The organism is Streptomyces sp. NPDC048504 (assembly GCF_043200035.1).
Taxonomy (GTDB): domain Bacteria; phylum Actinomycetota; class Actinomycetes; order Streptomycetales; family Streptomycetaceae; genus Streptomyces.
Map to the genome: position 1 here is coordinate 25,770 of NZ_JBICXA010000031.1, position 21,314 is coordinate 47,083.

Annotated in this window: 20 protein-coding genes and 1 pseudogene; 13 read left to right on the forward strand and 8 right to left on the reverse strand. The window is 71.0% G+C overall.

What is annotated here, in order from left to right; genetic code table 11:
• Positions 1-261 precede the first annotated feature (261 nt).
• Entirely contained in the window at positions 262-468 is a 207-nt protein-coding gene (locus ACGFY9_RS47445) for a zinc-binding dehydrogenase (RefSeq protein WP_393765147.1), read from the reverse strand.
• Positions 469-840: 372 nt separating this feature from the next.
• On the opposite strand from ACGFY9_RS47445, the gene ACGFY9_RS47450 reads away from it, so the two are divergent.
• The 5 genes and pseudogenes from ACGFY9_RS47450 (at position 841) to ACGFY9_RS47470 (ending at position 2,870) form a co-directional block, all read left to right on the forward strand.
• Entirely contained in the window at positions 841-1,137 is a 297-nt protein-coding gene (locus ACGFY9_RS47450; protein WP_393765149.1) for a hypothetical protein, read from the forward strand.
• Between the two features lie 7 nt (positions 1,138-1,144).
• Positions 1,145-1,492, forward strand: coding sequence for a hypothetical protein (locus tag ACGFY9_RS47455; protein ID WP_393765151.1), 348 nt, complete (start codon positions 1,145-1,147; stop codon positions 1,490-1,492).
• Between the two features lie 107 nt (positions 1,493-1,599).
• Positions 1,600-1,910, forward strand: a pseudogene (locus tag ACGFY9_RS47460) (SGNH/GDSL hydrolase family protein); the annotation flags it as partial.
• Positions 1,911-2,313: 403 nt separating this feature from the next.
• Positions 2,314-2,547 (forward strand): hypothetical protein, encoded by a 234-nt coding sequence (locus ACGFY9_RS47465; RefSeq protein ID WP_393765153.1) that lies wholly within the window; start codon positions 2,314-2,316, stop codon positions 2,545-2,547.
• An 8-nt stretch (positions 2,548-2,555) separates the two neighbouring features.
• Complete coding sequence (locus ACGFY9_RS47470; RefSeq protein WP_393765155.1) at positions 2,556-2,870, forward strand: hypothetical protein; 315 nt, start codon at positions 2,556-2,558, stop codon at positions 2,868-2,870.
• On the opposite strand, the gene ACGFY9_RS47475 is transcribed toward ACGFY9_RS47470, so the two are convergent.
• The gene (locus tag ACGFY9_RS47475; RefSeq protein WP_393765157.1) at positions 2,820-4,031 is read right to left on the reverse strand and encodes a serine/threonine-protein kinase; all 1,212 of its coding nucleotides are present in this window, start codon (positions 4,029-4,031) and stop codon (positions 2,820-2,822) included. The two genes, ACGFY9_RS47470 and ACGFY9_RS47475, sit on opposite strands and share 51 nt — an antisense overlap.
• Before the next feature lie 254 nt (positions 4,032-4,285).
• Here ACGFY9_RS47475 and ACGFY9_RS47480 point away from each other — a divergent pair, with 254 nt between their 5' ends.
• Positions 4,286-5,608: a DEAD/DEAH box helicase gene (locus ACGFY9_RS47480; RefSeq protein ID WP_393765159.1), complete on the forward strand. Its 1,323-nt coding sequence runs from the start codon at positions 4,286-4,288 to the stop codon at positions 5,606-5,608.
• Positions 5,609-5,634: 26 nt separating this feature from the next.
• Here the strand turns inward: ACGFY9_RS47480 and ACGFY9_RS47485 are convergent, their stop codons facing one another.
• The 6 genes from ACGFY9_RS47485 to ACGFY9_RS47510 all read right to left on the reverse strand — a co-directional run bounded on the left by ACGFY9_RS47485 (position 5,635) and on the right by ACGFY9_RS47510 (position 13,620).
• Positions 5,635-7,239: an MFS transporter gene (locus ACGFY9_RS47485; RefSeq protein WP_393765161.1), complete on the reverse strand. Its 1,605-nt coding sequence runs from the start codon at positions 7,237-7,239 to the stop codon at positions 5,635-5,637.
• 89 nt (positions 7,240-7,328) lie between these two features.
• Entirely contained in the window at positions 7,329-8,681 is a 1,353-nt protein-coding gene (locus ACGFY9_RS47490; RefSeq protein ID WP_393765163.1) for an alpha/beta hydrolase, read from the reverse strand.
• 211 nt (positions 8,682-8,892) lie between these two features.
• A complete protein-coding gene (locus ACGFY9_RS47495) occupies positions 8,893-9,753 on the reverse strand; it encodes a PaaX family transcriptional regulator C-terminal domain-containing protein (protein WP_393765165.1) in 861 nt (286 codons plus the stop codon).
• Positions 9,754-9,861: 108 nt separating this feature from the next.
• Positions 9,862-10,410 (reverse strand): hypothetical protein, encoded by a 549-nt coding sequence (locus tag ACGFY9_RS47500; RefSeq protein ID WP_393765167.1) that lies wholly within the window; start codon positions 10,408-10,410, stop codon positions 9,862-9,864.
• Between the two features lie 355 nt (positions 10,411-10,765).
• Positions 10,766-12,856, reverse strand: a complete 2,091-nt coding sequence (gene ligA, locus ACGFY9_RS47505) for an NAD-dependent DNA ligase LigA (RefSeq protein ID WP_393765169.1) — start codon at positions 12,854-12,856, stop codon at positions 10,766-10,768.
• 116 nt (positions 12,857-12,972) lie between these two features.
• Positions 12,973-13,620, reverse strand: coding sequence for an Lrp/AsnC family transcriptional regulator (locus tag ACGFY9_RS47510; RefSeq protein ID WP_393765171.1), 648 nt, complete (start codon positions 13,618-13,620; stop codon positions 12,973-12,975).
• A 195-nt stretch (positions 13,621-13,815) separates the two neighbouring features.
• Here ACGFY9_RS47510 and ACGFY9_RS47515 point away from each other — a divergent pair, with 195 nt between their 5' ends.
• The 7 genes from ACGFY9_RS47515 (at position 13,816) to ACGFY9_RS47545 (ending at position 21,232) form a co-directional block, all read left to right on the forward strand.
• Complete coding sequence (locus ACGFY9_RS47515; RefSeq protein WP_393765173.1) at positions 13,816-15,402, forward strand: ABC transporter substrate-binding protein; 1,587 nt, start codon at positions 13,816-13,818, stop codon at positions 15,400-15,402.
• 19 nt (positions 15,403-15,421) lie between these two features.
• A complete protein-coding gene (locus tag ACGFY9_RS47520; RefSeq protein WP_393765175.1) occupies positions 15,422-16,540 on the forward strand; it encodes an ABC transporter permease in 1,119 nt (372 codons plus the stop codon).
• Positions 16,537-17,439, forward strand: a complete 903-nt coding sequence (locus ACGFY9_RS47525) for an ABC transporter permease (protein ID WP_393765177.1) — start codon at positions 16,537-16,539, stop codon at positions 17,437-17,439. Before ACGFY9_RS47520 ends, ACGFY9_RS47525 begins: the two co-directional genes overlap by 4 nt.
• Positions 17,436-18,230: an ABC transporter ATP-binding protein gene (locus ACGFY9_RS47530; protein ID WP_393765179.1), complete on the forward strand. Its 795-nt coding sequence runs from the start codon at positions 17,436-17,438 to the stop codon at positions 18,228-18,230. The genes ACGFY9_RS47525 and ACGFY9_RS47530 overlap by 4 nt, the downstream gene beginning before the upstream one ends.
• On the forward strand, positions 18,227-19,180 hold the full coding sequence (locus tag ACGFY9_RS47535; protein WP_393765181.1) for an oligopeptide/dipeptide ABC transporter ATP-binding protein: 954 nt from the start codon (positions 18,227-18,229) through the stop codon (positions 19,178-19,180). The genes ACGFY9_RS47530 and ACGFY9_RS47535 overlap by 4 nt, the downstream gene beginning before the upstream one ends.
• Positions 19,181-19,485: 305 nt before the next feature.
• Positions 19,486-20,649: a M24 family metallopeptidase gene (locus ACGFY9_RS47540; protein WP_393765183.1), complete on the forward strand. Its 1,164-nt coding sequence runs from the start codon at positions 19,486-19,488 to the stop codon at positions 20,647-20,649.
• 133 nt (positions 20,650-20,782) lie between these two features.
• The gene (locus ACGFY9_RS47545; RefSeq protein WP_393765184.1) at positions 20,783-21,232 is read left to right on the forward strand and encodes a DUF4440 domain-containing protein; all 450 of its coding nucleotides are present in this window, start codon (positions 20,783-20,785) and stop codon (positions 21,230-21,232) included.
• Positions 21,233-21,314: the final 82 nt, after the last annotated feature.

Consider the following 21,314-nt stretch of genomic DNA (forward strand, 5'->3'; position numbering starts at 1 on the left):
CTCGTTGTTGACCCAATCGTTCAGAAGGGCGTGAGAACCCCCCAGGCTCAGGGAGTACGCCCACATACTTCGCCCCCGCCTGGTTCCGTTCCATTCATGTGCCCAGCTGAGCAGATGGCCTATTCTCTGCTCCTGCGTGAACCTCATCAACTGCATGCCCGTCACCTTTCTGTGGTTACGACAAGGCCTGTTCTTCATCCGCCCTGTGAACGGGGGTCCGCTGTGTAAACGGGGTGGGGAAGGAAGAGGTTCACAGCAGACTCAGAATCCGGTGAGCGTCACCTTGCCGATGGCGCTGCCGGACTCCAGGATGCGATGCGCCTCGCGGAGGTTCGCGGCGTTGATCGTGCCGAGGTGCTGCGTGGCCGTGATCCGCAGGGCCCCCTCGTCCACGAGCCGGGCGATCCGGTCGAGGATGTGGTGCTGCGTCACCTGGTCCGGGGTCCTGAACAACGAGCGCGTGAACATGAGTTCCCAGGAAGGAGCCCCTCCACGCCATGCTGACCGGGCAGGACGACGTCGAGGAACTCTTCGTACGGGCCGAACAAGGCGTCGCGGGCACCGAGTTCCACCGGGACCGGGCGATTCTCCTGACCAACTGGACGACGTACTGCCTCCAGGCCGGCGACATCGACGGCGCCCGCAGCCACGGCCGGGCCGCCGTTGCGGGGGCAACGGCCTCCGGCGACGACTTGGCCAGGGCGTGCACCCTCACGCTCCGCGGCGACGCGGACGAGGGCGCCGGCCTCCGCGACCGAGCCCGCGCACTGGACCGAGGCGGCACACATCCTCCGGTCGATCGGCGCGCGTGGTCAGTGCGCGTACGCCGCGCTCAGGATCGTGTGCCTGGACATCGCGGAGGGAGCGGTCGAGTCGGCCGAGGACCGGCTCCCGGAGGTGGTTCGCCTCGCGGACGAGCTGAGCGCGGACGACCTCCGAGCCGCGGCGGCCATCCTGCGCGGAAGGCGCCCCGACCCCGCGACCCGCCGGACCGACCTGCCCCGGGTGCACGCGTTCGTCGGCGACCATCTCCACCTGGCGGAAGCCGTGGCGCAGCAGCCGCTCATACCCGTCAACTATGCCACCGCCGCCTACTGGGTATCCACGCCTTCTCTGGGTCGACGCGGACGGCGCTGAGCGGCCCGTGCGGTACCGCTGGGAACCGGCGGCCGGACGCGCACCGGTGGCCTTCGACCTGCGGATCCAGCTCGCCGAACCCGACGACCCCACCCACGACCCCCGCAGCGTCTGGCCCGATCGCCGCGAGGAGTTCACCGCCGGGTGGCTGGAGATCGCCCCACCCGCCGACGACCAGGACCCCTGGAACACACAGGCCTTCAACCCCACCCGGGTCACCACCGCCAACCAGCTCTCCGACGACCCCGTCCTCGCCTTCCATGCCCACGCCTACGCCGAGTCCCACCTCCGGCGCAGCGAAGCCAGTAGGGCTTCGCCCTCAGCGGTGAACCTCCCTGGTGCGCCCGCCGTTTGACGTCCGGCCAGCACAACGCCCTCGCATCTGGAGCCTGTTGGCCGAGCGGCTCGACGAGTGCTTCGGGGTCGACGAATGGATGGACTTGAACAACAAGCAGACCAAGAGACGCACTCGGCGCCGACACGGACGTGGTCACTTTGACCATCGGCGGCAACGACATCGGCTTCTCCAGCAATCTGGCGACCTGTGCCGGACTGACGTCGAAGGACCCGACGGGCAACCCGTGCCAGACCTTCTTCACGAGCGACGGGCCGGCCGCACCAGCTCCGCCGTACCGCTCGCCGCCGGTGACTTCGCCTGTCTGCGCGACACCGAGAAGAAGCTCAACGCGATGATCGCGGAGCAGGCGGCGGCCAACGGCGCGCGGTACGTCGACACCTACACCCCGACGGTCGGACACGACATGTGCGAGCCGCGTACCGCCGATGACCTGACCCGAGGCCCTGAGGGGAACGGGAGGCACCGGCTCGTTTTCTGCGGCTTTCCCCATCATGGTGCCGCAGCGGGCTGAAAGGCTTTGTCGGGGGTACTCGGCTTTCCGCGGCACCCAGGGGTCGCCGCTCCCCAAAGGAAAGAGAAACCCGTGTACATAGGTCTCGGTACCGTCGTCGTCATCATTGTCATCATCGCTGTCGTCATGATGCTGCGCCGCGGCTGACCCGTGCCCCTCGTACAGCACGAGCAGCACGAGCAGCCATAACCACAGCCCGCCCTGGATTCCCTTTGCCGGATCTCCGGGCGGGCATGGTCACGATCGGCGCCGGTACGACTTCCGTTTCGTTCGGCCCTTGGAATCCGTCAAGGGGCAACGGCGGTGGATGGGTACGAATTCGGACTGCCACGTGAGCGAGGACGAATTCCTCTGGCCCCGGCGCGCGGAACGGACGGCGCTGCACGCCGGGGCGATCACGCGCATGGAGGAACAGCACCACCGGCTCGAAGAGGTGGTCACACGGGTGAGGGACGCGCTGGACACGGGCTGGCCGCCGATCCCCGGCCGCCCCTCTGCGAGCAGGTGGCGGCTCAACTCGCCGAACTGGGCTCGGTGTTGAACACACACATGGACGAGGAGGAGAACACGATCCTCCCGCTGGCCGCCGAATGTCTGAGCGTCGCCGAGTGGGAGGAACTCGGCGAGATCAGCCTGGCCAAGTTGGAGCAGAAGCATCTACTGCGCGCCTTCAGCGCGTTGATGGCGGTGGCGACTCCCGAGGAGCAGCGGGCGACCCTCACCAAGGCACCGCTGCCCGCCCGCATCCTGTGGCGCCTCTCCGGCCGCCGCTCGCACGCCCGTCGGGAGGCCCGCCTGCACGGGGGCGTGAGTCTACGGCGTGGCCGTGGCCGGACTCGTGCTGCTCGGCGGATCCGTCGGTGATGTGTCCGCCGAGCTGTGGTCGGGGGAGAACCAGGCCAGGCCGACCAGCAGCGCCCCGAGGAAGATCAGCACGGCGGCGACCGTGCCCACCGTCTTCGACCGGCGTACGGCGACTCCGCGGACTCCCGGTCGTTGCCGGCGCCGGGTTCGGTGGGCCGGAGCGGTGCTGCCGGTGGCGGCGGTCGGGAAGGCGTACGTGGTCACAGAGCCGGAGCCAGGGCCGGCCCCGGCGCCGGGAGCCGCGTTCGTCCTGGGCTTCACGGGCGCGTCCCAGGAGGTCACATGCGGTGTCGGCGTCGGCTCGGGGCGCGGTGCTGCTGCCGGGAGGGGCTCGGGGCGCCCTCTCCAGGCGCCGGAGGCGAACCACTCGGCCACCTGGCGCGCCGTAGGACGGTCCTCGGGGCGCTTGGCGAGGAGACCGAGCAAATAGTTCTCGAAGGCGGGCGGGAGTCCGACGCCGAGTTCCCGCGGGGGTACGGGGGGTGTGTCGAGGTGGTGGTGGAGGACCGCGATGGCGCTGCCGGCGCGGAACGGCGGTTGTCCGGTGAGGAGTTGGTAGAGCACGCAGCCGAGCGAGTAGACGTCGGACGGCGGCCCGGCGGGCTGGCCCAGGGCGCGCTCGGGCGCGATGTACAGGCTGGTCCCGACGATCTGGCCGGTCGCGGTGAGCGCGCCGTTCGGGTCGTTCATGAAGTGCGCGATGCCGAAGTCGGCGATCTTCACGGACCCGTCGGTGGCGAGAAGGAGGTTGCCGGGCTTGATGTCGCGGTGGACGATGCCCTGGTCGTGTGCCGCGCTGAGCCCGGCGGCCGACTGGGCGGCGATGTGGGCCACGTGCTCCGCCGGCAGCGAGCCCGCCTGGGCGAGCATGTGGGAGAGGCTGTCTCCCTCGACGAGCTCCATCACCAGGTACAGACGGCCCTCCTGCTCGCCGAAGTCGAGGACGCCGACCACATGGGGGTGGCTGAGCCGGCCCGCGGTCTGGGCCTCCAGACGGAAGCGGGCGGTGGCGGTGGGCTCGGAGTTCTGGGAGTGCAGGAGCTTGACGGCCACCGGACGGCCGCCCATCTCGTCGTACGCCTGCCAGACCTCGCCCATCGCGCCGCGTCCGATGGTGGTGTTCAGCCGGTACCGGCCCGCTATCAGCACCTGTTGCTTCATCCTCACGCAGTGGAGCGACTCGACTGCTGCAGGCCATGTCCCTTTGGGGGAAGGGGTGTTGGTGGGGTGGCGCAGCTGTCACAGCCTACTGGCGGGCAGGCGGTCACCGACCGCGATCCCGCACATGCTTCGCGGCGGCGGGCGTGCCGGAGGCGCGCTGGTAAAATGGGGGCACGCTTCGACGCCGCCGGGGCCCGTACCGAGGGGTACGGGCCCCGGTGCCGTTGCGGGCACAGGACTGAGGAAGGTTCCCCATGAACGCGAAGCCGCCGGCCGCTTCCTTCGGCGCGCTCGGACTGCCGCCCGAGCTGGTCGGGACGATGACCGGCCTCGGGGTGACGGAGCCGTTCCCGATCCAGGCGGCGACGCTGCCCGACGCGCTGGCCGGGCGCGATGTGCTCGGCCGGGCGCGGACCGGTTCCGGCAAGACGCTGGCCTTCGGTCTCGCGCTGCTCGTACGGCTCGCGGGCCGGCGGGCGGAGCCGAAGCGGCCGCTCGCCGTGGTCCTGGTGCCGACCCGGGAGCTCGCGCAGCAGGTCAGCGACGCGCTGGAGCCGTACGCACGGACGATGGGGGTGCGGCTGGCGACGGTGGTCGGCGGGCTGTCGATCAACCGGCAGCAGGCGCTGCTGCGGACCGGTGTCGAGGTGGTCGTCGCGACGCCGGGGCGGCTGACCGACCTGGTGTCGCGCCGGGACTGCCTCCTGAACCACGTGCGGATCACCGTGCTGGACGAGGCGGACCAGATGTGCGACCTGGGGTTCCTGCCGCAGGTCTCGGACCTCCTGGCGCAGATCCCTTCCGACGGGCAGCGGCTGCTGTTCTCGGCCACGCTCGACCGTGACGTCGACCAGCTGGTCAAGGACCACCTTCACGACCCGGTGCACGCGTCGGTCGACCGGGCGTCGGGCTCGGTCACCACGATGGAACACCATGTGCTGAACATCCACGCCGCCGACAAGTACGCGACGGCGACGGAGATCGCCGCCCGGGACGGCCGGGTGCTGATGTTCCTGGACACCAAGGCCGGTGTCGACCAGTTCACCCGCCATCTGCGGGCCAGCGGTGTCCGCGCGTCGGCGCTGCACAGCGGTAAGTCGCAGCCCCAACGCACGCACACGCTCGGCCAGTTCAAGGACGGCGAGATCACCGTGCTGGTGGCCACCAACGTCGCCGCGCGTGGCATCCACATCGACGCCCTCGACCTCGTCGTCAACGTCGACCCGCCGGCCGACGCCAAGGACTACCTGCACCGCAGCGGGCGTACGGCGCGCGCCGGCGAGTCCGGGAGCGTGGTCACCCTGGTCACCCCCAACCAGCGGCGCGATGTGAACCGGATGATGTCCGACGCCGGTATCCGCCCGACCGTCACCCAGGTCCGCTCCGGCGAGGAGAGGCTGACCGCCATCACCGGCGCCAAACGCCCGCCGACCGAGACGAAGACCAGCGGCGGCAACGCCCCCTTCCGCGGCATGGGCACCCGCCCGGGCCGGGCTGGCAAGGAGACCCGGAAGACCGCCGAGGCCCGCAAGGCCGCGGAAGCCCGCGCGGCGGCGAGGGTCCGCAAGAGCCGCTGACCCGTGGGGAGTTCGCTCTTTCGGGACTACTCCGGCTGCGCGGAGGCGTCACGTGAAGCGGCATCGACGGGTGAGGCCGCATCGACGTCCGGGGCGGCACGGCCGCGCAGCGTGACGAGAGCCAGCACAGCCGAGCACAGCGCGGCCGTACCGCAGACGACGAAGCCGATCGCGTAGCCGTGGCCGAGGGCGTCCAGGGCGAGCGGATGCAGGTCGGCCAGCTTCGGCGATGCCGCCGAGGCGCCGTTCACCGCGAGTGGTCCGCCTTCTTCGAGTACGGCCGTGCCCGCTCCCTTCAGTGCCTGCGGCAGCGCGGAGTCGTGCAGGGAGTCGGAGAAACTGCTGGCCGCGCGGCTCAGGGCGACGGCGCCGATGACGGCCGGGCCGAGGGTGAAGCCGAAGTCCCGGAGCAGGTTGGTGGTGGCGCTCGCCATGCCGGCCAGGTGGGTCGGCACGGTGTTGACGGCTGTCGCGGTGATCGAGGTGACGGTGACCGAGAAGCCCAGGCCGACCAGACCGAGCGGCACGATCAGCGAGGTGAAGGCGGTGTCGGTGATCGGCAGCGTGGCCGCCAGGTAGTCGCCCGCCGCGATCAACAGCAGCCCGGCGCCCAGGAGCAGCCCCGGCGCGACCGTGCGCAGCAGCCGTTCCGTCAGGGGCAGCATCGCCAGAGTGATGCCGTTGAGGAGGACGAACGCCAGGCCCGTCCGCATCGGGGCCTGGTCCTGCACCGGGCCGAGCCGGATGCTGACGGAGTAGGCGGTGCCCAGGAAGGCGAACATGCCCACCACGGCCACGATCGAGGCCACCGCGAAGGCACGGTTGCCGAACAGATCCAGGCGCAGGAGCGGGGACTTGGCGCGCTTCTCGGCCAGCACGAAGCCGGCGAGGAACACGGCCGCCAGGACGAAGGCGATGACGATCGAGGGCGAGGCCCAGCCGTCCGTCGGGCCCTGGATGATGGCGTAGAGGAGGGCGAACAGGCCCAGACCGATGGTCACCTGGCCCGCTATGTCGAGTGAACGGCCCTCGGGGGCACTGGAGTTGACGACGAACAGGGCGCTGACGGCGGCGCTCGCCGCGGCGATGGCGGTGACCACGACGAACGACCAGCGCCACGAGCCGTAGGTGGCGGTGACGCCGCCGAGCAGCGGGGCGAGGAATCCGCCGGTGGAGAGCAGGGCCGCCCACATCGCGATGACCCGGGCGCGTTGTGCGGGTGAGGTGGTGCCGGCCGCCAGGATCGCCAGCGAGGTCGGGAACAGGGCGGCGGCGCCGAGGCCCGCCAGGGCCTGCCCTGCCCACAGTTGGTGGACGCCGGAGGCGGTGGCACTGGTCAACTCGCCCACCGCCAGCAGCGCAGCACCGCCGACGAGCAGTCGCTTGCGGCCGAAGAGGTCGCCCAACAGGCCGAAGGTCAGCTCCAGTACGGCGACCGGGAGCAGGAACGCGTCGGAGATCCAGGTGAGTTGGGAGCCGACCGGATTCAGGTCGGACTGGAACAGCCCGTTGAGCGTGGCCGGTATGGCCAGGCCGATCTGGGCGAGGCAGACGGCGAGGAGACCAGCGACCAGGGTGCCGGTGGTCAGACCAGGACCGGTGGCGGTCCTGGTGGAGGGTTCGGTCGTCATTGACACGGAGGCTCCTGGGGCGCGCGAGCAGGGGACGGGGGAGGGGCGGGGAGAGCTGGGGAGGGAGTCGGGGAGAGATCGCTTCGGGATCAGCGGGTACCGGTCAGGCGGCTCGGCCGGTAGTCGGTGAAGGCGGCGCCGTCGAGGGCCAAGTCCTCGGCGCTGCGCTGGAGTTGGGCGGCCGTGGTGGTGTCGCCCCAGTGCCGGGTGTCCAGTCGGTGTTCCACGGCATGCAGACCGGCGACCACTTCGGCGGTGGTGAAGTTGCAGTGGCTCTGGCGGGACACATAGGCCTGTCGCAGGAGGTGAGAGTCGCCGGCCGCGCGCACCCGCCCGGCGAACGCCGATTCCTGTTCCACGGGTACCAGTTGGTCGGCGGTGGTGTGGATGTCCAGCAGCGGAACGGCCAGTCCCTGTCCGGCGGTCGAGGACCGCTTCAGACGGGCCACCGCGGCCGGGTCGGCGGTGATGTCCGCGCCGCGGGTGAGCCGGTTCAGGTCGGTGCGGAGGTCGAGCCCGGCGTCGCGGTAGAGCGCCTCGACCTGCTTGACGTGGGCCGACTCGCGCAACAGCCCGGCGTAGTCGACACCCTTGTTCCACGACGTGTTGCCGCCGGCGGACTGCTCCACAGACCAGCGCGCCGGAATGATGAACGAGAGCAGCCCCTGAGCCATCCATGCGTACTGCTGCTGCTCCTGGCCCGCGAAGTCGCCCTGCGTGGGCGGCGGTTGGCCGGGAGCCCAGTCGGCCAGATTGAGATAGGCGGCGGCGAGGGCGATCCGGGCCCGGCCCGCCGGGGTCTGCTGCGCCGTCTGCACGGCTGTCGTGAGCCGGCTGGCGAGGGCGGCACCGTCGGCCTGGTTGTCGAGGTCCACCAGGGCATCGGCGTCGGCGGGGTCGAAGAACGTGGCCAGGGTGTACTCGGCGTCCAGCTGGTAGTTGTCCAGATCGACACCGCCCGCCACCAGCCCGCACAGGCCGAGCGCACCGTCGACGCGGCCCGCGCCGTCCCGGGCGATCTGGGCGTTGACGAGTCCGCCCATCGACTGGCCCACCGAGATGACCCGGGTCGGTGTGCCGACCTGTTGGCGGAACGCGGTGAGCGCGGCGAACTGGTCCCGCTCGGCCGAAGTGAGCGCCCACATCGAGCCGTTGGGGTCGTAGGAGGACCCGGCGAGGGCGTAACCGGCGTCCAGCAGGGCCTTGCTCACGGCGGGCGAGGGCGCGTCGGCCGCTGTGGTCGGTCCGAAGCCGTGGCTGAACAGCAGAAGGGTGCCGTTCCACTGCTCGGGCGTGTCCGCGATCCAGGTGGCGCCGTCGGCCAGCGTGCCGGAGTAGTGGCCGGCGGTCGCGGCGTGGGCGCCGCTCGCCGGACCGATCAGGGCGGTGGCGAGGGCGGTCGCGCAGGCGGCGGCGAGGGTCGAGAAACGGGGTCGGGGCATGACGGCGGCTCCGCGAGTCAGAGGGACCGAGGGGGAGCGTGCTGGACGTGCGAGGTGGAGCGAGCGAGGCGGTGGAACGAACGGGAAGAGCGGTGCGAATGTAGGGCTCTTTTTTGATGGCAGTCAATAGAGTGACCAATAATGAAGCAGACGGATCCGCGTGTGGGCGCACGGGAGCCGGGTGCGGACGCAATCGGTCCGGGTGTGCGGATCAGTCCAGGGGCATGGTGTCGAGCAGCCGGGCGGCCGCTCGCGCCGCCGGACGCTCCCAGCGGCTGGCCAGACCGCGGAAGACGGTCTCCGCCTGCGCGGCGGGCCAGTCTCCGGGCAGGTGCTCGGCGGGCAGATGCGGGTCCCGCCGTACGAGATCCAACCAGTCGGTGTGCAGCAGGAGTTGACCCGCGAGGTCGTCGCCGGAGGTCGCCGCGGGCAGGGGGTCGGTGCGGTCCCAGCGGTCCAGGAACGCGCGGTACCTGGCGCCGATGGCCGGCACGTCGAAGGCCTGCTCCAGCACTTCACGGACGTCGGTCGGCGACTCCACCTCGGCCCGGAACACCCGCAGATACGGCTCCAGGCCGAGACCCGCCACCATCTCGCGGACGTCGACGGGCGCCGGGGCCAGCCACAGGCCGTTCTGCAGCGGGCCGAAGCCTGCCCAGATCAGACGGGAGCGCAGATCGTGCCGCTCGCGGCTCCACGCCTCGGGCAGCGAGAAGCCCACCATCGTCCAACGGCCGTCCCAGTCCCGGTTCACCGCACCGGTCTGCCAGATGCGGTCCCTGCCGTCCGTCAGCACCTGCACGGCGTGCGGTGTCAGCGCGAAGTACGTCTTCCGGCCCTGGCGGCGACGCTCCAGCAGATCGCGCTTGACCATCCGGTTCAGCGTGGTCCGCACCGCCTCCTCGGTACTCCCGACCCTCCCGAGAGCGGAGATCACGCTGCCCGACGACACGGCGACGGGCCGCCCCAGCACGTGAGCGCCGAAGAAGGTGAGCATCAGGGACTGGGTGCGCGGCTCGGGTCCGCTCTCGGCGGTGGTTCCGGGGGCGACGTCAACACTGGTCACGGGCACAGCGTAGGCCCGGGGTGGGTGTAGGGAGCCTCTGTTCCGTTAAGTGTGTCGCGTCTGTCACGGCAATCAGCGATCAGACGAATGTTGGAGTCGCGGGTGACGCGTGGCTCAGAAGGTGAACGCCTCGGTCAGGCGCAAGGTGTAGCCGTCCTCTTCCATGAGGACGACCGTGACGCCGAACGGGGACGGATGGTCCAGTTCGAGGGGGGTGAAGGCGTAGTCGACCGCTGCCTGCACGGGCGGCAGCAGTTCGGCGTCGGGCTGGGGAGCCGGGGCCGGCTGCCACTGGGGTGCGGCGGAGGACGGGTCCTCGGTGTACGGGAACTGGTGGAGCGTGTGGCCGTCCGTCGTGGCGTGCACCATGTTGAGGCAGGGGGACGGACCGTCGGCGGGGAGTTCGCAGGTGGTGGCCACGTCCTGGGTCTCCCAGGCGAGCACGATCTCGTCGGCGTTCGCCGCCGCGGCGATGTTCGACAGCGAGGCGATCGCCGTGAGCGCGTCCTCGCCGGACTTGACCGGGCGCAGCCAGATCAGGCCGACCAACTCGCCGCGCACCAGCGGCATGATGACCGGGCGGGGCACGGCGCCTTCGCTGAGACCCGCGACGTACGCGCTCTTCATCGACTCCGTCAGCGCGTCGAACGTACGCGTGTCCATGAACTCCCCATCCGCAGCGGCTGTGTGGCGTCCATTCTGCCCCGCTCGCGGGGTGCGCGAGGTCGCTCCTCGGAGTGAAAGAGGCCCCGGCTGGACGGGGGAGACCAGCCGGGGCCGTACGTGGTGGCGTGCGGAGGGCGGTCGCCTCTCGGCGAGGGGCTCCATGGGGCTTCAGCCGAACGATCGTCCCCATGGGCTATAGGTGAGGCCCGGGGACACTGTCCCCTCCGCAGCCACGTATGGATGAACGGGCCACCCGTCTCGGTTGTTCCCGCTCATGTCCCGTCGACCGCTGTGATCTGCGGAACACCCCATGCGGCACGCTCCCGGTGCGGAACACCCCTTACGCAGGCCCTCAGTTGAGGTACTCCGCGATCAGCGTCGCGAACTCGTCGGGCGTGGCGAGGCGGATGCCGAGCGTCTCGGCCTTGGCTCGCTTCGATCCCGCGTTCTCGCCCGCCACGACCAGGGTGGTCTTCTTGGAGACGCTGGAGGAGGAACGGCCGCCGGCGCGCTCGACGAGTTCGTTCATCTGGTTGCGGCTGAGCTTCTCCAGGGGGCCGGTCATCGCGCCGGTGACGACCACCGTCATCCCGGCCAGCGGCCCGTCGTCGGCCGTGGCCCCTTCGCCGCCGTCCGCAGCCGTGTCATCCGTCGTGGGCGCGGGCGGGGTCGCGCCCGGCTCGGTCATGTTGACGCCGACGGCGACCAGTTTGTCGATGAGCGGGGCGAGTTCGGCCAGCTCGGCGACGATCGAGGGGACCTTCTCCGTGCCGATGCCGTCGACCCGCTGCATCGCTTCCGCGTCGGCGGCGCGGATCTCGTCCATGGTCGCGAAGTAGCGGGCGATACGGCGGGACATGGAGCGGCCGGTGCCGCGCACCCCGAGCGCGCACAACACCCGGGACAGCGGCTGTCCTTTGGCCGTGTCGATCGCGGCGAGGAGGTTGTCGGTGCTGGTCTCGCCCATCCGCTCCAGGCCCAGGAGCTGCTCGCGTGTGAGGGCGAACAGGTCGGCTAGATCGGCGACCAGACCGGCGTCGACGAGCTGGACGACGCGGGTGTGGCCCAGCCCCTCGATGTCGAGCTGGTCGCGGCCCGTGGCGTAGGAGAGGGCGGCGACCAGGTGGCAGTTGCGGCCCTGTTCGCAGCGCCAGCGCAGTTCGCTGGTGTCGATGCCGGAGCCGCAGCGCGGGCACACCTCGGGGAACACGATGGGCTGTTCCTCGCCGGTGCGCAGATGCGCGACCGGGGCCTCGATGCGGGGGATCACGTCACCGGCGCGGTGCACCATGACGTGGTCGCCCAGGCGCAGGTCGCGGCGGGTGATGTCGCCCGGGTTGTGGAGGGTGGCGTAGGTGATGGTGGCGCCGTCGATCTCGACCGGCTCCAGGACCGCGCGCGGGGCGATGATGCCGGTGCGGCCCACGTTCCACTCCACCTCCAGGAGCCGGGTGATCTTCTCCACGGCGGGCAGCTTGTAGGCGATCGCCCAGCGCGGGGCCCGCGTGCCCGACCCGGCGGCCTGCTGGTCGGCGGCGAGGTCGGCCTTGATGACGATCCCGTCGATCCCGAACGGCAGTTGGGCCCGCAGCGCGGCGATCTCCTGGACCCGGGCCAGCACCTCCTCGACCGTGTCGGCGGTGATGCCGGGCACGTCGGTGGTGGCCGTGGTGTTGACCCCGTAGGCCGCGGCCTGGGTCATGAGGTCGCTGTGCGCGAGCTCGGCCAGCCGTGCCGCGAGCCCGGCCTCGGTGTCGGCGAGGGGCAGCAGGCCGTAGCCGAAGAACGTCATCGGCACCGTGTAGGCGCGCTCCTTGGCGCGCAGCGTGCCGGCGGAGGCGCCGCGCGGGTTGGCGAAGGGCTGGCCGCCGTGCGCGGTGCGGACCTCGTTGCCGTGCTCGAACTGGGCGGTGGTCATGAGGACTTCGCCGCGCACCTCGACGGTGACCGGCTCGGCCAGCTCCTGCGGCAGGCCCTCGATGGTGCCGATCGCGTGGGTGACGTCCTCCCCGGCCGTGCCGTCGCCGCGGGTGATGAGCCGGGTGAGTCTGCCGCGCGTGTAGCGGGCCGCGACCGCCAGGCCGTCCAGCTTCGGCTCCACGCTGAACCGCGTGACCTCGTGGTCGATTCTTCGGGCCAGCGAGGCCGTCCAGGTGGTGAACTCCTCCGCCGAGAACACGTTGTCCAGGCTCAGCATCGCCACCGTGTGCGGGACATCGCCCTCGACCGCGCCACCGGCCACCTTCCCGGTCGGGGAGTCGGGCAGCACCTGCTCGGGATTCCCGGCCTCCCACGCGGCGATGCCGCGCACCAGCCGGTCGTAGGAATCGTCGTCCAGGGCGGAGGTGCCGCCGGCGTAATAGGCGGCCGACGCCTTCACCGCGTCCTCGACGGCCTGCGCGTAGGCGGCGGCATCCACGATCACAGCTGCAGGAGTTGTCATGACTCTCATCCTGCCTCCCACCACTGACAATGCCCCCGGCCCGACGCGGCGCGGCCTCTCACTCGCATCGCGCGGCGCCGCCCCCGTCTTCGGCGGGAGACGGCGTGCGGCCCCCGTCAGTCCTCCGGCTCGGAGGCCCGCTGCAGATCGGCCCGTCCCTCCGCCGCCCGGATGAACCGGGTCATCCCGAACTGGCTAGTTCCGGGGGCGTCTTGCGGGTTGCCGGTCGCAGACTCGGGGGAGCGGGGCGTGGTCGGCAGGACGTACGGGCGGCGGAGCACCTCGTCGAGGATGATCACGGTCTCGGTCGCGCGGACCGCGGGGATGGTGGAGAGGCGGTCGGTGACCAGGCGGTGGACGGCGGTGACGTCGGCCACCCGAATCTGGATCATGGCGTCGTGCTGGCCGGTGGTGACGGCGCAGTACTCCACCTCCGGCATCTGGGCGAGCGCGGTACGGAACTGGTTCCACAGCTCCTGGCGGACCGTGACGAAGATCAGGGCGCAGATCTCCAGCCCGACCCGGTTGTGGTCGACGCGGGCGCTGAAGCCGTTGATCACGCCATCGGCGCGGAGGGCTTCGAGGCGGGCGTAGGCGTTCGCGCGGGAGACGCCGACGCGCTCCGCCAGGGCGGCGACGGAGATGCGGCCCTGTGTACGCAGCACGTCGAGGATCTTGAAATGCACCGAATCCAGGGCAAGACCGATGCCGATCCGTCCAGAGCGGCGCGAGCCCGGGGTCTCCGGGGTCGACAGATCTTCCATGTTCGCGCCTCTCCGTTGCATTACGTCTCGCGCTGGTCCCGTCCGCCGAGAGTCCTGGTTAGTTTCAGCCAACCCTAACGGCGAATCGTCCAGGTCCCCTCCCGGTATCCGCCCGCATCCGCACGACCGGTCCCGCACGGCCTTCTTCCGCTCCGCCCCGCTCCGCCCCGCTCCGCCCTGCTCACGGAGGCACGCATGCCCAGATTCACTGCCGGGTCGTACCCGGTGGCACTCCCTCTCGTCGCGGTCGCGGCGCTCGCCCTGAGCGCCTGCTCCGGCGGTACGAGCGCCACCGGCTCCTCGGCCGGCAAGACCCTGGTCGTCGACACGTCGTTCAACCTGAAGACCGCCGACCCGGGCCGCGAGTTCGAGCCGACCGGGCAGATCGTGGACAAGGCGCTGTACGAGACCCTGCTGTCCTTCAAGGGCTCCGACGTCACCAAGCCGGTGCCGGGGCTGGCTTCGTCGTACGAGCAGTCCAAGGACGGCAAGACGCTCACCCTGCACCTGCGTGCGGGTGCGAAGTTCGCGGACGGCAGCGCGGTCACCGCCGACGACGTCGTCTTCTCGCTGAACCGGGTGATCGCGCTCAAGGGCAACCCGTCGTTCCTGCTCGACGGTGTCACGGTCACCAAGACCGACGCCTCCACCGTCACCCTGGTGTCGAAGAAGGCGAACCCGGCGCTGCCCTTCATCCTCCCCAACCCCGCGCTCGGCATCCTCAGCGCGAAGACGGTCCAGGCCCACGGCGGCTCGGCGACCGCGACGGACGCGGCGGAGAAGTACCTGAACACGACGTCGGCGGGCTCCGGCCCGTACACCCTCACCTCGTTCAACACGAACACCCAGGTCGTCCTGACCAAGAACCCCAAGTACACCGGCTCCGACAAGCCGACCTACGACAAGATCGTGCTGCGCAACGTCCAGGCCCCCACCCAGAAGCTGAACGTCCAGCGCGGTGACAGCCAGATCGCCCTCGACCTCACCTCCGACCAGGTCAGCGGGCTCGGCGGCGGACTAAAGGTGGACAGCGGCGCGTCCTCGGACGTGATCTTCCTGCTGCTCAACCGGAACACCAAGGTCAGCACTACGACGGCCAACGCGAAGTTCGCGGAGGCGGTGCGCAAGGGCATCGACTACAAGAGCCTGCTCTCGCTCGCCGGTACCGGCTCGGTCCAGCCCGCCGGGATCATCCCGTCGACCTTCCTCGGCGCGCTGCCCGCCTCCGAGGCCGCGGGCCGCGACCTCGCCGGGGCGAAGGCGGCGCTCAAGGCGAGCGGTATCGCCAAGCCGTCCGTGACCCTCGGCTACGCCAGCGACCTGACCGTCGACGGACTGTCCCTGCAGACCCTCGCCGAACGGGTCCAGGCCCAGCTGAAGGAGGTCGGCATCACCGTCACGCTCGCCCCCGCGCCGACCACCACGGAACTCGACAACTACCGCAACGGCAAAGAGCAGTTGGGCCTCTGGTACTGGGGCCCGGACTACCCGGACCCCAGCGACTACCTGACCTTCCTCCCCGGCGACCTCGTCGGCCTCCGCGCGGGCTGGAAGGCCGGCGCCGACCCCACCCTCACCGCACTCGGCGACAAGGCGGCGACGACGATCGGCGACGACACCCGCAAGACCCTGTACGAGCAGATCCAGACCCGCATGAACGCCTCCGGTCCCTTCATCCCGCTGATGCAGCCGAGCCGCAACACCGTCTCCGCCGCGTCCGTGACCGGCGTCGCCTACAACCCCGTATGGACGATCGATGTCGCCGCGCTGGGCGCGAAGTAAGGGGACAGGGGGCGAAGGGGTGGGCGCCGAGGACGCCGGCGGCGCGGGCTCGGGTGGCGGCGACCGCCTTCGCACCGGCCGCCCGACGGCCCTCCGCCCCCGTCGACTCCTCGCCCGCCACCCCCTCGCCCGTTTCCTCCTCCGCCGTACCGCCACCGCCGTTCTGCTCGCCCTCGGCGTGACCCTGGTGACGTTCGTCCTCACCAACCTGGTCCCGGGCGACCCCGCTGCGGCCAACCTCGGCCAGCGGGCGATCGGCGATCCGGCGATCGTCGCCCAGTTCCGTCACCACTACGGCCTCGACAAGCCACTGCCGGTCCAGTACGTCACCTACCTCGGCAACCTCCTACACGGTGACCTCGGCGAGTCCCAGCAGAGCCACCAGTCCGTCCTCACCGACCTGTCGACGGCCGTCCCCGCGACCCTCGAACTCGCCGGGGCCGCGATCGTGGTCTCCCTGATCCTGGGTGTGGCCTTCGGCGTCGTGGCGGCCCTGCGCCGAGACCGCTTGACCGATCAACTCCTGCGCGTGGTCAGCCTGTTGGGGGTCTCGGTACCCACCTTCTGGCTGGCCCTGCTCGCCTTCTACGTCTTCTTCTACCGCCTCGGCTGGGCCCCGGGCAGCGGTCGCCTCGACCCCGGCATGACCGCGCCCCCGCACGTCACCGGCCTGTACACGGTCGACGCGGCACTCGCCGGACAGTGGCCGGTGTTCTGGAGCGCGGTGAGCCATCTCGCCCTGCCCGCACTGGTGTTGACGGCGTACACCGTCGGCCTGCTGACCCGCTTCACCCGCTCCGCCGTACTGGAGGTCCTCAACCAGGACTACGTCCGTGCGGCCCGCGCCAAGGGCCTCCCCGCCCGCACGGTCCTCTTCCAGTACATCCTCCGCGCGGCCCTCGTCCCCGTCATCACGGTCGCCGGACTGGCCTTCGGCGCCCTCCTCTCGGGCACCGTCCTGGTCGAGTCGATCTTCGCCTGGCCGGGCCTCGGCGCCTACGCCTACCGCAGCGCGACCACCCTCGACCTCCCCGCCGTGATGGGCGTCGGCCTGGTCGTGGGCCTGGTGTACCTGACCGTCAACCTCGCCGTGGACGTCCTGTACGGCGTGATCGACCCGAGGGTGAGGGTCCAGTGAAACGCAGTCCTGAGCGGAGCCCCGAGGGCGTGGTGAAACGCGGTCTCCTACGACGGCTGCCGGCCGCCTGGCGTCGCCCGCTCGCGGTGACGGGCGGCCTGGTCGCGGTGTTCTGGCTGCTGATCGTGGTCGCCGCCCCGCTGCTCGCCCCGCACGACCCCCTCGCGCAGAACCTGCCCCGGCTGGCCGCCCCCGGCGCCGGACACTGGTTCGGCACGGACGAGCTGGGCCGGGACGTCCTGAGCCGCGTGCTGTACGGCGCCAGGGTCTCCATCCCGCTCGCCCTCCTGCTGGTGGCCATGTCGCTGCTGGTCGGGGGAGTGCTCGGGGCCTGCGCCGGGTTCTTCGGGCGGTGGGTGGACGAGACCGTAATGCGGATCGCGGACCTGGTGTTCGCCTTCCCCACCGTCATCCTGGCGATGGTGGTCGCCGCCGCGCTCGGCGCCAGCCTGCAGAACGCGGTGCTGGCCGTCCTGGTCGTGTCCTGGCCGTCGTACGCACGCGTCACCCGGGGTCTGGTCATGGGCCTGCGGAACCGTGAATTCGTGCTCAGCGGACGGCTGTTGGGCTTCTCCGCCTGGCGGTCGCTGCGCGTCGACATCCTGCCCAACGTGCTCGGCCCGCTCCTGGTGCTGGCCACCCTCGACATCGGCACGGCGACGCTGCTGCTGTCCGGACTGTCCTTCCTCGGGCTCGGCGCGAAACCGCCGACCGCCGAGTGGGGCGCGATGGTGGCGGACGGCACCCAGCAGTTCGACAAGTGGTGGATCGGGGTCTTCCCAGGCCTGGCGATCCTCACCGTCGTCCTCGCCTTCAACTTCCTCGGCGACACACTCCGGGACGCCCTCGACCCGGGTACCGCCCGCACGATCGGCGCGGAGAAGGAGCGTGTGGCATGACCGGCGGCGACTCCGTGGACGTCCTGAGGATCAGCGGCCTCACCCTCGACCTGGGCGGTGCCCGCATCCTCGGCGGCGTCGACCTCGCACTCCAACCCGGCCGTATCCATGGGCTCGCGGGGGAGAGCGGTTCGGGCAAGACCATGACCGGTCTTGCCGTGCTCGGTCTGCTGCCGCCGGGTGCGCACACCGGTGGGCGGATCGAGTTCGAAGGCACGGACCTGCTGGCCCTGCCGACCCGCCAACTGGCCGCGCTGCGTGGGCAGTCGGTGAGCATGGTGTTCCAGGACCCGTCCACCAGCCTGCACCCCATGCTCAGCATCGGCCATCAGCTCACCGACCACCTGCGCCACCACCTGAAGCTGAATCGGAAGGCGGCGAAGGAGCGGGCCGCCGCACTGCTGACGCAGGTCCGTATCCCCAACCCCCGTGAGGCACTGGGCCGTTACCCGCACCAGTTCTCCGGCGGCATGCGCCAGCGCATCGCGATCGCCATCGCGCTGGCCTGCGAACCGAAGGTCCTGATCGCCGACGAGCCCACGACCGCGCTCGATGTGACCGTGCAGGCAGGGGTGTTGAGGCTGTTGCGCGGTCTCTGCGACGACCTCGGCCTCGCCGTCCTGCTGGTCACCCACGACCTGGGCGTGATGTCCGCGATCGCCGACGAGGTGAGTGTGATGCGCCACGGCCTGGTCGTCGAGACGGGTGCACGGGGCCGGGTCCTCACCGACCCCCAACACGACTACACCCGCACGCTCTTGGACGCGCTCCCCGGAAGGAGCACCGTATGACCCCCGACCCGACGACCCCTCTCCTCTCGGTCGACGACCTCGTGGTCCAGTACCACCGGCCGGGCGCAGCCCCCACCCGAGCCGTCGCCGGGGTCAGCCTCCAGGTGCGGGCCGGTGAAGTCGTGGGTCTGGTAGGCGAGTCGGGCTGCGGCAAGTCGACGCTGGCCCGCGCGGTCTGCGGCCTCACCGCACCCGCGGAAGGCCGGATCACCTACGACGGGACACCGGTACGGCCGTTGCGGGTGCGCCGCCGTGAACTGGCCCTGACCGGCGTCCAGATGGTCTTCCAGGATCCGTACGGTTCCCTCAATCCCCGGCGCCGGGTGGGCTCGCAGATCGCCGACGGCATCCGTACGGCGGCCGGGCGGGGCGAGGCCGCGGCCGAACTCACCACCCCGGAGGACCTGTTGACCCGGGTCGGCCTGCCGGCGAGCGCCGCCGAGCGCTATCCCCAGGAGTTCTCCGGCGGCCAACGCCAGCGCATCGCCATCGCGCGCGCCCTCGCCGCCCGACCCCGCCTGCTGGTCGGCGATGAACCGATCTCCGCGCTGGACGCTTCCGCTCAGCTCCAAGTGGCTACGCTGATGCGGTCGTTGGCCGTCGAGTCGGGCGCCGGGCTGCTGTTCATCAGCCACGACCTGTCCGTCGTCCGGCTGATCGCGGACCGGATCGCCGTGATGTACCTCGGCCGGATCGTGGAGACCGGTCCCACCGCCGAGGTCTGGGCGGACCCGCGCCACCCGTACACCCGGGCACTCCTGGCCGCGGTACCGAAGCCGGACGGGGCGGGCGTGCTGCCCGCCGAACTCCCCGGCGATGTCCCTGACCCTGCCGACCCGCCGAGCGGCTGTCGCTTCCACCCGCGCTGCCCGCAGGCCTTCGACGGTTGCGACCGGGAGGAGCCGCAGTTGATCGCGGGGGGTGTCGCGTGCCGGTTGTATGCGGCGTGAGTGGGGGTGGGGCGGGTCGTCCGCGTGGGCGGCGGTCCGGTGCGGTGGTGGGGGTGATTCGCTCCGGGTGTGATCCGGAGACGGCGATGATCCGGGCTGGTGCTGGTCCCGATCCACACCGGCAACGCCGGCAACGTTCGATCACAGCGCAGCCCGCTGACGGTCGCCCCACCGGGACGTGACGACCGCGCCCTGCCTGTCACCAGTGTGCGCACAGCCCCCGGGTCACCGGCGCCCCGCACTCCGAGAAACCCCCACCCACAGAACGCCAAACGGAACCTCACGCCGAACCCCACGGAGACCCGATGCCCGCCACCCCACCGCCCGACGACGACCACCCCCACCACCCCGCCGAACCGCCCGCGAACCTGTACCCGGCCGACCGCCTCCACCGCGCCCAGCAGGCCACGGCCCGAGCCGGTCTGGACGCCCTGCTGATCTCGCCCGGCGCGGACCTGCGGTACCTGACCGGATACGACGCCAAGCCGTTGGAACGGCTGACCTGCCTGGTGCTGCCCGCCGACAGCGACCCCTTCCTCCTCGTGCCGGCCCTGGAGGAACTCGCCGCCAAGGCATCCCCGGCCGGTGACCTGGGCATCGAGATCACCGGCTGGGGCGAGACCGACGACCCCTACGCCCTCGTCGCGGCCCGGCTGCCCGCCCGCACCGCCCGCGTCGGCGTCGACAACCGGATGTGGGCGGAGAAGATCATCGCCTTCCGTACCCAACTGCCGGGTGTCAGCCAGGAGTTGGCCGGAGCCGTGCTGAACGGGCTGCGGATGCGCAAGACTCCGGAGGAGGCGGCCGCTCTGCGTCGGGCCGGTGCGGCCATCGACCGGGTGCACGCCCGCATGGGGGAGTGGCTGCGAGCCGGGCGTACCGAACGCGAGGTCGGCCGGGACATCGCGGACGCGATCATCGCCGAGGGGCACATCCGGGTCGACTTCGTCATCGTCGGCTCCGGCCCGAACAGTGCCAGCCCGCACCACGAACTCTCCGACCGGACGATCCGCCCCGGCGACCCGGTGGTGGTCGACATCGGCGGTACGACCGTGGACGGTTACTGCTCCGACTCCACCCGGGTGTACGCGATGGGCGAGCCGCCCGCCGAGTTCCGCCGGCTCCACGAGGTACTGCTCAGCGCCCAACGCGCCCAGACCGACGCCGTACGACCGGACATCACGGCCGGTCAACTCGACGCCGTGGGACGGGACATCATCACCGACGCCGGATACGGACCGCACTTCATCCACCGCACCGGACACGGCATCGGCCTGGAGAGCCACGAGGAGCCCTACATCGTGACCGGCAACCCGCTCCCGCTCGCACCGGGCATGGCCTTCTCCGTCGAACCCGGTATCTACCTGCCCGGCCAGTACGGCGCCCGGATCGAGGACATCGTGATCTGCACGGAGGACGGCGGCGAGCGCCTCAACCGCACGCCCCGGGACCTGACCGTCCTTCCTTGAACCGAACGAACCGGCGCGAACGGGCGGGACAGGAGAAACAGGAAGCGACGCGATGGTCCACGGCAAGCACCCCGCCTCCGTCCCAGACCCCGGACTTCAGCCCTCTCACCAGGCACTCACCCAAGGATCCGTCATGCCCGCTCCACCGCCCCCGCCCGCCCGTCCCGCCGCAGGCCGCGGTGCCCGCCCGGGTGGCGCGGCCGCCGACCTGGCCGACGTGTGGACGGTGATCACGGGCATGTACGCGGGCTACACGGCCGGTGACCGCGACCGTATCGACGCCTTCCTCGACCACGACGCCACCATCTGGGACTCGGCGACCCCCGAACTCATCAGCGGCAGAACGGAGTTGAACCGCGTCCGGGACGCCCGTCCCGCGCCGGACGACGGTCCTGCCGAGACCGGCCTCACGGCGTACGGCCAAGTCGTCGACGTCTTCGGCGACTTGGCCGTGGCCCGCTACTGGCTGCGGGTCGACTTCCGCGCGGCCCCTTCGGAGTTGGCCCGCAACACCGCGGTCCTGCGGCGTGCGCATCCCGACGGTCACTGGCTCGTCGTGCATCTGCACGAGGACATCCAGTGAATAGGGTGACCGGTGAGGCGCGGGGGCCTGTTCCCTCTACTATGTCGGGGTCCGGTCCGGGCGTGTCGTCCGAGGACTGGTG